This is a genomic window from Parvibacter caecicola (assembly GCF_003725335.1).
Classification (GTDB): domain Bacteria; phylum Actinomycetota; class Coriobacteriia; order Coriobacteriales; family Eggerthellaceae; genus Parvibacter; species Parvibacter caecicola.
The window spans coordinates 26509-42796 of record NZ_QIBY01000010.1; the positions used below are offsets into that span (position 1 = coordinate 26509).

Annotated in this window: 1 protein-coding gene (cut by both window edges); it reads left to right on the plus strand. The window is 63.4% G+C overall.

The whole window is internal to a PASTA domain-containing protein gene (locus tag DMP11_RS06835; RefSeq protein WP_148041104.1) on the plus strand: the coding sequence, 79695 nt in all, runs 25286 nt past the left edge and 38121 nt past the right edge, and what appears here is coding positions 25287-41574 (codon 8429, partial, through codon 13858, complete); the first codon wholly inside the window starts at window position 2. The start codon and the stop codon both lie outside this window.

The following is a 16288-nucleotide window of genomic DNA, read 5'->3' on the forward strand; positions in this document are numbered from 1 at the left end:
CAGCAACTTCCGCAACGTGTTTGTGAAGATCAACACCGCCCGCTGGGTGGAGGACGCCGACAATCCGGTGAATAGCTGGATCCAGAGTCCCTCTAACCCCATCACCCTCACCAACGCCAACACCAACACCGGCTGGAAGCGCGAAAACAGCGGTGACCGCACCCTGGTAATTCGCGAAAAGGGCACCTACGAGGTGAAGCCGGTTACTCTGAGCGCCGCCTACAGCGCCAGCCCCACCCTGCCGGAGGAGCGCGTGAACGCCAGCGGCCTGCGGGTGGGCAACAACGGCAACGTGATTTACTTCGATAAGAACAGCATGCCGGTGGAGAAGGCTGCCGCCGGCACCGTGGTGTACACCGAAACCCTGGTGAACACCGTGGAGAGCGACCCGGTGCTGGCCCTTGCCCCCACCACCGACTTCGAGCTGAGCCAGGGCCTGGCCCAGCTGTTTGCCGAGGGCGTGGACAAGAACGGCGACGCGGTAATTTACTTCCAGCGCGACTTCGACCACGACCCTGACTTCATGGACAAGGCCAACTGGAACTACGCCGGCAGCTGGGTGCCCAACTACCAGATGGTGGACGGCGCCTACGTGGAGAACACCATTGGCATGAAAGCGGTGGTGCGCACCGCCGGCGGCACCGGCCGCACCAGCGCCCTGGTGAAGGAAGCCGGCGCCGTAAGCCAGAAGCAGCCGCTTACGCTGCACCTGCCCGACGGCGAGATGGTGGTGAGCTACCAGCTGAACCTGGGCCCCTACGCCGGCGACGCCGACGCCACCGCTGAAACCGCCCGCATCTACGACGGCGACAAGGGCACCGAGGCCACCCAGGCCGACTACGCGGTGCTGGGCCGCCCGTACCTGTACGTGGGCCAGGTAAACAAGCTGTACAACTACGCTTCCCAGAACAAGGTGTCCAACCCCTACGAGGCCAGCACCTATCTGGCCAGCCCCTCCAAGATCACCTACGGTTACAGCGACTACCGCCAGAACGCCACCAACAACGCCACCGTGAGCTACAGCCACTTCTACGACAACGACCGTTTGGACAACGGCAATCGTCGCACGGCCCCGCTCACCAACAACAGCTACGTTGGAAACGGCAGTTACGGTAGCCGCGGCGAGAACAACCAGGTGTTCAGCTTGAACACCGGCACCACTTTGGCCGGTACTGGCAGCGATTCGCTGGAAACCACCGTTACCCCCAACAACATGTTCGCCTTCAAGGTGCCCGGTTACGTGACCGCCACCCACAGCGTGTACGGCACCTGGGCCGGCACCCACAACTGGGCAGGCGGCTGGAACAGCTGGAACAGCAGCAGCAGCTACTGGCTGCCGGCCGACAGCTCCACCGAGAACAGCTGGATGGTGGGCTACAAGATTCAGGCCGGTTACGCCACCACGCTGCAAACGGAAAGCGACGGTAAGTACGCCACCACCCTGCTGAAGGACGTGGACGGCAAAGACATCACTGGCACAGGTCAGCAGTTCACCTACGACCCCTCCAACAGCGCTACCCATTCCAACACGGCACTTTCCGGCGCTGCCACCGACGTGTGGGGCTATACCTACACCACTCCTGGTTCTGGCTATATGCCCACTTGGACCAGCGACTATCGCGGCGTGCCCACCGGCAGCCCGGCGCTGCCTACCTCTAGCCCCAACGCCCAGTCTGAGACTACGGGTCGCTGGTGGGTGAACACCTGGCACGGTTCTTACAACACCCAAACTGGTAGCCAGGATTATCTGTGGAACGGTAGCGTTGATTACAGCATGCACAGCAAGAGCGATTCGGCTGGCAATGAATACCACAATGGCTATGGCTGGAACCGCCGCGACACCAACGGCGACGGCCAGTATTCCAACCAGGATCTATACTCCGACAGCGTGGCCATCGTGGATTACGCCGACGACAACGTAACCCCCAACAAGGCCACCTACGAGGTGCGTTTCCGCAACCGCGTTGACGGCAACGTGGCCAACCAGGTGGACGGCAACCGTGCTGCCCACCTCTCCGAGGTTACCCTGCGCTCCATCATCGACACCAACTACAGCGGCGCCAACCGCATCAACTCCATCTTCCGCCTGCAGAATCTCTACGTGCCGGTGAACCTGGTGCCTTCGGGCGTGTGCGATGTCGATTGCGAGGAGTGCGCCGAGGCCCGCGATGCGGCGGGGGAGGGCAGCGCCGCTACCGGCAGCGCCGCCGAGCTGACTGCTCAGGCGAAGGCGCTGGAAGAGGCTTACAACGCCGCCAAGGAAACCTACGAAACCAAGAAGGCCACCGCTGGCACCCCGCAGCGGGAGATTGACGCCGCCAAGGCCGCCATGGATGAGGCCGAGGCTCAGTGGCAGGCGCTGGCGCTGGTGGCCCTGTACGCCCAGCGCACCGAGCAGCGCAAAGCGGAGTGGGATGCCAACAAGGCCGCCCTGGACAAGCTTGAGGCCGACGGCGCCGCCGCCGACAAGATTGCCTCTGCCCAGGCCCTCACCGACCAGGCCGAGCAGCGCTACCTGGGCGCCAAGGTGATGTTCGACGCGGCCAAGTGCCCCGAGGACGCCAACTGCAGCCAGTGCGCCGGCGAGTGGTTCCAGGTGGCCAAGTTCATGTTCAAGTACATCGATGCCAACGGCAAAGAGCAGAACAAGTACGTTACCTGGCAAGAGCTGGTGGCGGACGGCCGCGTGAGCGCGCCTCTGACCGCCGACGGCAAGCTGGACACCGACGGCGACTACGCCATCGACCTGGAGGGTTACCTGCGCGACTCCTTCGTGGCGGCCGACTACGCCGGCGGCCTGACGGTAAGCCCCACCAACCGGGTTTCCCTGGGCAGCTACGGTCCCTTCAAAAATCTGAACGACGACGCCATTTCCTACCCGCTGTACAAGGCCACCGACGCCACCAACACCATTGATGGCTTCGAGGACGACCCCACGGTGAACGGCACCTACGCCAAGGCCCTGATCACCGAGGTGCAGCTGGCCTTTGTGGCCCCCAACGCCAACCGCCGCTTCCCCGAAACCATGCTGGATTCGGGCCAGTGGCTGTCGCGTCCCACCCAGAAGGGCACCGCCGCCAACCCCACCGCCACGGCTCAGGCCAAGGGCGACACCTACGACGCGGACGGCAACCTGGTGCAGCTGGGCAACTACGCCTTCAAGTACGATGGCGTGTTTGTGGACCGCACCTACGAGAACTTCACCCAGGCCCAGGCTGCCACCATCGACCCCGACGGCGGCAACTGGGACTACACCTCCACGCCCACCTTCGGCAAAGAGGCCAACCAGTACCGCGGCGAGGTATCCCGCCACGAGCTGAAGATCGACCGCATCAAGTCGAAAGACCCCAACACCGAGGCCTTCGGCAACTATGTGGAACGCTTCGCCGAGTACAGCACCCGTCATCTGCTGGGCCAGATGGACGTGGACTACACCCGCGGCAAGAAGATTGAAAGCGGTGTGGACGGCAAGAGCAACAACCAGGTGTTCGGCTACGACGCCGATGGCCAGTCCATGACCTGGCCCTTCAGCTACGCCCCCAATGCCGATGACAAGAACAACGACATCGACACCAGCGATGCCACCAACGACATTCCCGACGGCGCCCTGTACGCCGGCGACTATGTGGAGTACACCCTGTTCGTAGGCGCGAACGGCAACTCCGCCCTGCCGCTGCAGCATGTGGACGGCCGCTTCACCGTGGGCAAGGGCCAACGCATCGTGGGCTGGGAAGTGCTGCGCGAAGTGGGCGATGACGGCACGTCTGTTGTGGCAAAGAACACGGTGGGCACCCACAATAGTGATGGTAGCGCCATCGAAGGCGGCTTGGCTTCTACTGTAACTGCAACGCTGCTGGGCGAAGGCAATGCCGTAACTTTGACCAACGCCCCCGCTTCCACTGACCTTTCCAAGGTAACCAAGGAAAGTGGCAGCAAGCTGATGCCGCAAGTGGTGGCCACCAACGTGAGCGACGCTTACAAGCAGCTGAAGGATGCCGGCTTCGATGTAACCATCATGTACATCAGCAACGTGGCCCTCATCCCCGCCAGCTACACCAACACCTACGCCCGCGGCCAGAACGGCACCGCGGCGGCGTCCGAAGAGGGCGCCGACGACGGGGAGGCCGACCCAGCCCCCGCTGCTGCCATTCCCGCCACCGGTACCGTGGTGGGCCAGAGCGTGCCCTTCAACCAGCAGACGCCGGTGGGTGCCGAAGTGGTGCTGACGGTGTTCAACGCCCCGGTGATGGGCGAAGACGGTGTTACCCCCGAGGACGGCACCGTGCTGGTGCCCGACGTGTCCAGCACCAACCCGGCCCAGGCCGATGCGGTGAAGACGCTGGAGGCCGCCAACTTCAACGTGGCCATCAACACCATTAACTACGGCGACGCCGCCTACGACCAAGCGCTGGCCGGCAAGGTGGTGGCCCAGAACGTTGCTGCCGGCACCTATGCCAGCAGCAACCGCATCGCCATCGACGTGATGGGCCCGGCGCCGTTTGCCGCGCCCGCCATGGTAGGGGCCGCTGTGCCCGCCATCGCTCAGCAGTTGGCCGCTGCCGGCTGCAAGGTTAACGTGCAGGTGAAGGCGGAAGAGTACGAGGCCGACGGCACCACCGTGGTTGACGCCGCCAACTTGGGCAAGATCATCTCGGCCCAGGCCGAAGACGGCACCGACATCGACGCCGGCACGGCACTGGTGCCCGGCACCGTGGTGAACCTGGTGGTGTACGGCCAGGCGGACGCCTGGGGCAAGGGCAACGCCAACGTGCCCAGCGTGATGCGCCAGACCGAGGCCCAGGCGGTGGAGAACCTGAAGGCCGCCGGCTGGAACGTAACCGTGCAGTACGCCGGCATGGACGACGAGGGCAATCCGCTTGAGGGCATGGGTTCCACCACCCAGCTGGGCACCGTTATCGCCCAGAGCGTGGAGGCCGGCGCCGAGGCGGTGGAGAGCAACAACATCACCATCACGGTGTTCGGCAACAGCAGCAACCAGGGTCAGACGGAGGCTTCCTCCGCCGAACTGGAAGGCGCCGCCAACAACCGCACCATCATCTTCTCGGTGGGCAAGAAAAACACCGGCCTGCGGCTGGATGACTACAGCTACTTCGACACCCTGATCCGCAAGGGCGAAGGGGTGTACATCCGCGTCATCACCCAGATGACCGACGAGCTGCAAACCAACCCGGATGCGCTTACCTACAACACCATCTCCAACCTGGCCTTCAACGGCAACGACGATCGCCCCTCCTACAGCGCTCAAAGCGTTCGTGCCACCTTCACCACCACGGCGGCGCCGCTGCACGGCTACAGCCAGTACTATGTGGGCAACAAGCGCTCGCTGCTGAACGACAGCAACGGCAACCCCTATTACAGTGACCAATATGGCACCAAGGGTGATGAGGGCCGCGCCACCATCTACAAGTATCACGAGATGCTGGACAACAATACCAGCAAGCTGAACCCCGGCGCCGATCTCACCGGCCGCGAGCAGTATGGCGCGCGCCAAACTTCCACCCTGTCCTTCTACAACCACACTGCCGACGTGAACTCGTTCCGCTACGGCGAAGGCGAGCGCTGGGCCAACTATGTGAACCACTACAACACCGAAGCCCGCATCGTGGCCTTCAACCCGGAGGTGAGCCGCACTCGCAGCAGCAGCGCCAACCAGGACGGCAATCCGGTACGGGTGCTGGTGGGCCGCAACCAGGCGGGCAAAGACCACAACGTGGGAGCCCTGCGCAACCCCACCTGGCACACCGCCGACGTGACGGTTACGGTGAACTTCACCGACGGCTGGGACACTGTGAACCAGGTGCCTACTGGCACCCGCATCTTCGAGGTGACCGGCAACAACATCGCCTACCCCGAGAACATGCCCCGCAACGACCAGTCGCTGGCCAGCGATGAGGCGGACGTGCGCCAGCTGGGCCGCAAGCATGTGGAAATCGAGTACTACATTCCTAGCTACAACAACAGCCAGGGCGGCTGGCTGAAGGAAGACGGCTACCAAACCGCCTCCGGCAAGTACACCGTGGACGGCCAGGACACCTACACCGACGCCGACGGCAACGTGGTGGATTCCGCCGAATCGAACCACGAGCTGAGCGACTACATGGCCACCCGTCCCAACGCCATCGAGGGCGTGGAGCACGGCGTGAACATCAACCTGTACCGCGAAGCCACTGCCATGCGCTGGACCTACTACGACGTGCCCGCTACCTTGAACGGCACCACCCCGTTCGAGCTGGGCGTGGTGAAGCTGGAAGGTGTGGGCCGCTACACCGACATGCGCCTCACCCAGAAAGACCTGATGAACGGCACCTACGAGGATGCCAAGAACTGGATTGAGCGCAACCTCACCATGGACGTGGCCTATACCCACTACCACAACGAGGACACCGTTCTGGACTTCAAGGGCAACCCCGGCACCCTCACCACCGGCGCCCCGCTGTACGACGAAGCTGCCGGCGACCACAACGCCAGCAGCATCACGCTGCCGGGCCGCGAGGCCTTCGACGCCGCCACCACCAACACCACCACGGTGACCCATGGCGAGTGGCGCACCAAGCAGAACGCCTACGACGTAACCGACAGCCCGCTGAGGGTGTACCGCCGCATTCCCAATGCCCAGTACCAAACCCAGGTGTTCCAAACGCGCGACCAGGCCATGGCCCGCTACGACGAGAACGCCGCCCAGAAGATCGGCTACGTGCCCGGCGAAGTGTTCTGGTACAAGGACACCCTGGTGAACGCCCGTTTGGCCAGCAAGGGCTCGAACCCGGCGGTTACCGTGGGTTCGTTCCGCCAAACTGCCCCCGGCACCTACCAGAACACCAACCAGCGGGTGAACAGCTCGTCCTCCAGCATGAGCGTGCGCTTCAGCGTGTACGAGACCACCAACTTCACCTTCAACTTCAGCGTGAGCAGCGAGGGTTGCTGCGACTACATTTACGTGCAGGCCTACAAAGACGGCGTGTATCAGCGCAACTACGGCAATTGGGGCGGCAGCTACACTAATGCCACCTTCAATTCCGGCAATCTTGCGCCGGGCAACTGGCAGTTCAATATTGTGTATCGCAAGGACGGGTCGGTGCATTCCGGTTCCGATACCGCCACCATTTGGAACCTCAACGTGGGCGGCAGCAGCGGCGATCTTGCTGCCGACGCCGACACCCAGGCGGCGCTGCGCAACAGCGTGTCGGTTGTGGGAACTCAGGAAGAGGGCGCCGGCGAGAGCGAGATTTACAATCCGGTGTTCTACGAGCGCATTCCCACCAAGTACCTGAAGTCGGCCGTGGAGGCCGCCAACTACAAGGGCATGGCCGAAGACGGCACCGACATCATGATGGGCGGTACTTACAAAGACTTCGAAGGGGTGAGCGATCGCTACGAAGCCTACAACGGCACCGATGGCGCCGACATCGACGAAACTTACCTGGAAGCGGCGCTTCTGGGCAACATCCGCTGGTACGACTTCGATGGCAAAGACGTTACCGCTGACCGTACCCGTGGTCTGAAGCTTAAGGTGACCAAGGTTTCCAAAGAGGAGGCCCAGGACACCGGCGGCGCCATGACCGTGGCTTCGCAGGAAACCTACCGCTGCGATTACCCGAACTACAGCTATGGCCGCGCCTATGCCGACATTAACCCGGCCGAAAGCTCGCACGATACTGACTTCACCCTGTTCAAGATTGAGTTCGTGCGCGACGACGAGTCCATCGCCTATGACAAGTTCGTGAACGGCTACACCGCCGAAGACGGTACCGTGATCAGCGGCAAGGACATCAACAATCCCACCGAGAACCGCGTGGTGATTGCTGACGACCAGGCCACCGGCAACGTGGACGGCAGCGCCACCTCGCTTACCTCCGGCAAGCACCTGGCAAACGAGCTGGGCACCGGCTCGAAGCTTTCCACCGAACACACCAAGCTGCGTCCCACCGACCGCCCCGACTCCGGTTCGGCGGTTATGGAAGTGGGCGACGTGCTGGAGATTTCCTTCCCCGTGCGCGCCGCTACCGAAGACCTGCCCCAGGTGTACGTGGACATGGACGCCTCCGACAGCACCGCCAAGAACGCCGACGGCTCCGCCAACACCGCCGGCATCGAGCCCGGCTTCTTCCCGCGCTTCGGCGAGTTCTACTACAGCTACTACCACTTGCACTGCGGTCATCCGGACTGCAACAGCGCCAATAGCAACTTCCTGAACCCGGCCTACGGTTCCACCAGCTTCAGCACCGGCCTGGTGCAGGGCACCACTCGCGTGTACAACCAGAACCAGTTGCTGGACCTGAATTACCTGTTGCATGAGAGCGCCTTCAGTGCCGATAAGGCCAAGCACGTGGATGCTTGGAAGATGTTCTACAACGCTTACAGCTTTATCCCGGGCACCTCGAACAACAACAAGGCCACGGGCCCCATCTCCCAGAACAGCGCTCCCAACAGCAGTTACGACTACGGTACCAGTGGCAGCAATGGCGTGTTCTACGATGCCGACAACCAAACTGCCAACACCAAGCAGAAGGTGTCTTACAAGATTACTACCGAGCCCCTGCTGATGGGTCAGCGCACCGAGCTGCCCGATTACACCTTCGTGACGGTGAATCAAACCGGCAGCGGCTATACCAACTACATCCGCGACTACTTCAAGTTCGTCACCGGCCCGCGCGCCAAGGAAGCCTCCACCTACACCACCGAGGTAACCGGCGAAGACGGCGCTACCGCCACCGAGGAAACCCGCGTGTCAGGCACGCCGCTTATCTGGGCCCAGAGCCGCTTGCACCTGCAGAAGGCGTGGCTGGCCACTTCTTCGGAAATTGTGAGCGACTTTGACGACCGCGCCGTTACCGGCGAAGCTCCGAAGGATTACCAGGCAGCCCGCAGCTACAGCCTGTTCAACGCCCAGAACGGCGTTTCGGCCCCGCTGTACGATGTGAACTACAACTGGTGGGTGCGGGACACCAACCACGGCGGCACCAGCAACACCGTTAACAACTACAACGCCCGTAACATCACCCAGGGTACCTATACGGCCGCGCTGGAGTACGGCCAGGAGTACACCTCCCAGCTGACCGCCTACAACTACGGCGACCGCAACCTGGACGGTGTTACTTTCACCTACGTGATGCCCCGCGGCGCCGAGCCGGTGCTGGACGACGAGGGCAACGTGCAGCTGAGCGCCATGTTGTTGAAGGCGGTGAACGGCGCGGTGTCTGGCGCCAACAATGCTGCTGCCCCTTATGTGGACGAGGACTACGCTTCAATCCCGGCCGAGCTGATTGATGTGGAAATTCTGCAAACCCCCTATGGCGAGAACCATGGCTATGAAGCGGTGAGCACCCACCAAGACCCGGCCCGTTACTTCATTGGCAACACCCGTCAGAGCGGTGTGACCGACTTCTCCTCTGCCATGACCGGCGAGGGGGCGGGCTTGGCGCTGCTGGGCAGCTACAGCCAGGTGGCGGCCACCGCTGACGGTGCCCCCGGCACCGACGCTCGCGACGATGAGGGCCGCATTGTGGCCGACCGCAGCAAAATGACCGGCTACAACTACGTGACCAGCAGCCAGCCTTGGGTGCTGCGCATCACCGTGAAACAAGATTTGGGCAAATGGTACGGCCGCAATGTTGACAACCAAGTGACCAACGCCGCCGACCCCGACCCCTCCGATATGACCGACTGCTACGTGAACGGCGGCTACAAGCTGAAGGTTAACCTGCGCAGCCGCATCTTCGGTAACAACGAGAGCGAAGACTGGTATGACCGTCTGCTTACCGCCCCGTGGGACGACCTGAGTCGCATCGATTACGTGGGCGGCGAGGCCACTGGCACTGGTCACGTGGCCGGCGGTGGCGATTTTGGCAACGAAGAAACCGAAGTGGACAAGACGGTAGGGGTAGACCTGCCTGACGTTACCGGCATGAAGCTGGAAGACGCTCTGGCGCTGCTGGAGTCTCACGGCTTCAAGGTAAACGTGAAGTACGGCGCCAAAGTGGAGAATGAAGCCGGCGACCGCGAAGTGTATGTGAACTTCAACGCTGCTGGCGGCGAGGGCACTGTGGATATGGTGACCGTGGTGCTGGAAGGCGAAGAGGTAACCGGCCTGGCCACCATGCCGGAGAACAGCTTCACCCGCGACGGCTACGTGTTTGCCGGCTGGGCCACCACCCCCGAGATGCAGGAAGGGGAAACCCTGCTGCAGCCGGGCGACACCATGGAGGTGACCTTCGACGAGGATTCCTTCGACAACAGCTACATCATGTACGCCCGTTGGTCCGACAGCCTGATTTACGACGGCAACGGCACCGATGTTCAGGGCACAATGGATCCCACGCTGGGCATGGGCACCGGCAAAGCGGTGGTAGCCGCCAACGGCTTCACCCGCCCCGGCTACGTGTTTGACGGCTGGAACACCGCCATCGACGGCACCGGCACCGCCTACGAGGTGGGCGCCGAGTACGAACTGGACGCCGACGTGGTGGATACCCTGTACGCCCAGTGGCGCAAGTGCCTGAGCTACGACGCCAACGGCGAGGGCGCCACTCAGGTGATGGCTCCCACCCCCGTGGCCGATGGCGAAACCGACGTGGTGGTGGCCGATGACGGCTTTGGCCGCCCCGGCTACGTGTTCCTGGGTTGGAACACCGAGGCCGACGGCAGCGGCACCGCCTATCAGCCCGGCGACAACTACACCCTCACCAGCGGCGTGGACGTGCTGTACGCCCAGTGGCGCGCCTTCCAGGGTGTGGGCAAGCTCACCTTCGACGGCAATGCCTACCAGGTGGATGAGAACGGCCAGCCGGTGGTGGACGCCGACGGCAACCCCGTGCCCGAGTTCACCGGCAACACCGCCGACGTCACCGGCGAGAACGGCTTTGCCGTAGAAGTGCCCGACTGCAGCTTCACTCGCAAGGGCTACGACTTCAGCGGCTGGAACACCGCCGCCGATGGCACCGGCCGCGCCTACCTGGCGGGCCAGGAGTTCGTGCTTTCCACCGATGCTGATGTGGTGGATACCCTGTACGCCACCTGGACGGTGAAGACCATCACCCCCACCTACGACGGCAACGCCTACGAAACCGACGAGGCCGGCAACTTCGTGCTGGATACCGACGGCAACAAGATCCCCGAGTTCACCGGCAGCGTGCCCACTAGCCCCTCGGTGGCCTTTGGCGGTCAAGTGGTGGTGTTCGTGAACAACCTGCAGCGGGTGGGCTACAGCCCCAACGGCTGGAACACCGCCGCTGACGGCAGCGGCACCAGCTATCGCGTGGACGACATGATGCCCATCACCGAAGAGGAGATCACCCTCTACGCCCAGTGGGCCCCCAATACCGTGACCCTCGCCTTCGACGCCAACGGCGCCGCGGGCACCACGCCGGCGGCGGTTACCGGTCTGTTCGACGTGGCGGTGGCCCTGCCGGACGGCACCGGCCTCACCGCGCCGGAAGGCACCGTGTTCAACGGCTGGTACGCCCTGCGCGACGTGACCGGCGACGACGGTTCCACCACCCAGGAGAAGGTGTACTTCAAGGCGGGCGACGAGTTCCGCCACTTCGCTGACGGCACCACCACCCTCTACGCCAACTGGGCCGACCCGGCCGACGTGGAAGAGGGCGACGACGTCGAGCAGGCCAGCCTGTTCAGCGGCGAGATGATGAACCCCACCAGCCTGATGATGATGGCCAACGGCTTCTTCCGTAGCCTGCAGGCCGCGGCCGAGAGCGGCCAGGAGGAAACGGTGGAAGAGGCCAGCGAGCAGCCGGCCATCGACCTTTCCACCGCCACCCTGGGCGACAAGCGCGCCGCGCCGCGCAAGGCCACCTACTCCAACCTGCCGCTGGGATCCATGCCGCCCGAGTCTTTGTTGGGCATGGCTTCCCCCGAGGCGGGCCTGGCGGCTTCGCCGGCTTCGCTGGTGGCCACCGCCGACGAAGGCGCCGGCGACGGCACCGAGGGCGACGGCACCGAGGGCGACGGCTCTGGCGACGGCAGCGGCGATGGCAGTGGCGATGGCAGCGGTGACGGTTCCGGCGACGGTACCGATCCCGAGCCTCCGGCCGACGACGTCATCGTGTGGGAAGAGGGCATGGTAGTAAGCTCTGTGCCTCCGGCCACCACGGCTGCCCCCGTGCCCGGCACCGAGGACGAGTACTATCCCTACCAGGGCATGGAAGTTACCCTGAACGTGTACGGCAAGGCCCCCGAGTCGGCCATGGGCACCCTGCCCAAGATGGTGGACCGCAACTTCAAGGTGGTGCGCACCGCCCTGCAGAACGCTGGCTTCACCGTAGTGCCCGTATATGACGAAACTGCTACCGGCACCACCGCCGGCAACATCGCCCGCGCCTACCGCATGGGCACCGCCGGCGAGCGCGACGTGGCCGAAGGCGAGCGCCTGCAGCTGGGCACCACCATCTACCTGGTGGTGGCCGGCGCCGAGCCGGTGAACACCGAAGGCGACAAAGAGCCCTACCTGTCCAGCGCCTACTACTCCATCATGGACGTTGACCACTACGAGGGCGGCAGCGCCCGCGGCATCGCCAACGCGCAGCTGAACAGCTCGGGCCGCGCCCAGAACATCGAGCCCTACGGCATGGACTTCGACTGGACGCTGATCGGCGGCAACGTGGGCGCCCACTGCCCCGAGTACCAAACCGCCTACGGCAGCCCCCACATGCCGGCGGTGAAGGGCTACACCGTGTTGAACAACAAGGTGATGACCGCCCTGAACTCCGTTGACCGCACGGGCGACGAGCCGGTGCTGGGCGACGTGAGCGCCACTGACGTGATGGGCCTGCGGGTGGAAGACGCCCAGCAGATCGACTGGAACAGCGCCGACAAGGGCGTGTACGGCGGCGCCACCAACACCATCAACGGTGCCACCGCCAACGGCAACAAGGTGCTGTACGCCGAAACTGGCACCAACGCCATCCAGCGCAAGCCGCTGGTGCGCACCTGGCACACCGTCTCCTCCTACGCCGAGGGCAATGGCCAGATGAGCGACCCGGAGGAGCGCGACAACGAGCTGTACTTCATCGACAGCGAAAGCGACGTGCGCCAGCTGAATGTGCATGTGGAGAATCGCTACTGGCTGAACGACCAGCCCTACACCTGGGCCACCAACACCAGCTACAGCGGTAACTGGCAGAACGCCGTTTCCAACAGCAAGTACTCCAACAACTACGCCACCGATGGCGGCCAGAAGGGCACCCTGGTGCTGCCTATGGTTACCGTGGTGCTGCCCTACGGCGTGGCCCCCTACGACAGCGAAACCGGCCAGCCCTACAGTGGCGACGGCAGCACTGTTGAGGTGAAGCCCGACGACTGGGGCCTGTCCGTTCAAAACAGTGTGGACGCCAGCAACTACAGCGCCGCCAAAGAGGCCGCCGCCAGCAAGGATGTGGATTACCGCAAGTCCAACTGGAAGGTGACCAGCACCTACGAAAACGTGTCCACCGACTCCGGCGTGGTGGAGAAGCGCTATGTGGTGCGCTTCGAGCCCACCGCCACCGGCCTGAACGAGGCGGGCGACCTCATCACCGCCATCAAGAACAACGACCTGGACATCTTCAAGCTGAACATCGTCACCCATGCTGAGCCCAAGCTGGGGCTGGACCCGGCCATGTATCGCAGCTACGACAACATCCGCACCTACGTCACCAGCAAGATGATCGGCTACAAGTTCCTCACCGATCAGTCCATCAAGCTGCAGAACGTGGCGGATGGCGCCTACAGCGCCCGCACCGCTGCCGCTGCCAGCAAGCAAGGGCAGAACCCCTTCTATGTGGGTGCCCCCATGGCCCTTACCATGGAGGAGAACCGCACCTGGCAGATGTACCACTACAACAACAACGGCACCTACGGCAACTGGGCCAATGCCATTGCCGAGTACAAGGGCCACAGCCAGGACCTGCGCCTGGATTCCACCTACAACACCTTCAGCACCTATGCCCGCAACGGCAGCGGCTCCTGGGCCAGCTATTACAATACCTATAATTACGCAAAGGCCGCGTGGCTGCCCACCACCAGCAAGACACTGCCGCTGGCCACTGCCGCCGATCGTGCCAACCGCCTGCTGAGCACCACCTATCGATCCCAGGCGAATGGCACTACTACGGTGGAATCCCAGAAGGCCTTCAACACCAACCACGACAGCGGCCAGAACACCACCGAGAAGGTGCCCACCAACAGCCTCATTGGCTTCAACGGCACCTACACCGAGAACACCGGCACCATCCGCGTGCCCAGCTGCGCCAACAACAACACGGTGCTGAACCTGGGCCTGGCCGGCGCCGCCTCCATCACCACCAACGGCCAAACCCTCACCCAGGGCCAGGGCCTGCTGGTGGGCGACTACGACTTCGCCTCCACCCGCTACGGCCTGTCCGAGCAAACCACCGCCCTGCTGAACGCCAACACCATTATCGGCAGCAACGGCCAGGTGGAAAACGGCAGCGCCACCACCACCCTTGCCGAGCGCTTCGTGGACAACGGCCGCGCCAGCGAGGCGGCGGTGCACACCGACATGGGCGTGTTCTCCACGGTGAAGCTGCGGGTGAAGCAGCCCACCCTCACTGTGGAATACGAAGTGGAAGCCAACCCGGTGAACCGTCCCACCGACAGCGACGATCCCAGCCATGTGGTAACCGACGAGCCGGGCACCACCACTACCGGCGCCGGTGCCAAGCCGGGCGACATCATCAACACCGATGGCTCGGTTATCAAGGGCGCCACGTCGTCTACCAGCGGCAACGTTACCACCACTACCCGTAAGAAGCTTTCCACCCGCGGTGAGGTGAACGGCGCCAAGCCGCTGATCGAGGTGAACCAGTACACCTACGCCACCGGCAGCAACCAAACCCTTTCCAACCCCGGCCGCGGCACCAACTACGTGACCGCCAACCTGGGTAGCAAGTCCACCATGGTGGAATACAGCGACACCGACATCCAGTACAAGGTGCAGGACGCCACCCGCGGCATTTCCGCCGACGGCAAGTGGGTGTACCTGATCCTGAACCAGTACCAGAGCGATCCCGTCTACGGCGATCCGGCCGACCCCACCAAGATCACCGGCTACAACACCTACACCAAGTTCAGCCTGGAGCGCACCTACAAGCGCGACCCGCTGACCGGCGCGGTATACGGCTGGGATTCCACCTTGTACAGCCTGGACGGCGGCCAGAAGAAGGACGAGAACGGCAACCCTGTGGTGGACGACGAGGGCAATCCGGTGCGCGAGAACGGTACCTTCCGCCTGGTGGCCACCGAGCACTACGACTCCCGCGTGCCCGCCACCATCACCCAAGATGACGGTACCGTGATCGACTCCTTCAAGACTGAGCGCTGGGTATACGCCTACAACGCCGACGGCACCGTGGCCCGCACCCTGAACAACATCTCGCTGGACCAGGCGGCCCGCGGCGATTACCGCGGCACCGGTAACCCGGTGCATGAGAATTGGCGCTACGACACCGAGATGGTGGCCAACTTCAATGACCACAATAACTGGGTTCTGCACGAGACCATCTTCCTGGCTTCCGAGACCAAGGACGCCTGGCAGTACAACGAGAACCCCTGGTTCGCCGCCACCGTCACCAACAAGTCCACCAAGGATGACCCGGCCACCAAGGGCAACCTGAAGCACGCCAAGCTGGTGTTCTCGATGCACCTGCCGCGCCAGGTTACCTTCTACGATGGCGCCAAGCTGACCGATAACGAAGAGTGGGCCGAGCGTTACCCCACCACCTACAAGTACATCGGCGACTACGAGGGCGACGAGTACCCGTTCTACGTGGAGCGGGTGTACAAGGACCGCCTGGGCACCACCGCCGACCTGGCGGCAGGGGAGTGGGTCGCCGACAAGGAGGGCAACCTGGTGCCCGGCGCCACCACCGCCGATAAGAAGAAGGGCGAAGGCGTGATGAAGACCGAGCGCCTCACGCCTAAGCAACTGATCGAGGCCGGCTGGACGGTGAAGATCGCCTACGGCGACAGCTCCATGCCGCAGCCGGATTGGGGCACTAACGATTTCGCCGCGCTGGGTCAGGGCAACGCTGCCAACAGCAACTACGCCAAGCCCGACGCCGACGACCCCGAGGACGTAGTGCCCGCCGACACCCCCACCATCAAAGGCAAAGACCATGACGGCGAAGTGGTGGTGTTCGAGTTGGCCGCCCCTGACGACGCCACCGACGAGGAATTCCTGAAGTACGAAGCGCTGATCAACGCCTACTATGCCGGCGTGCACGCCAACGGCTATTTGGGCTACGGCGATTCGCTA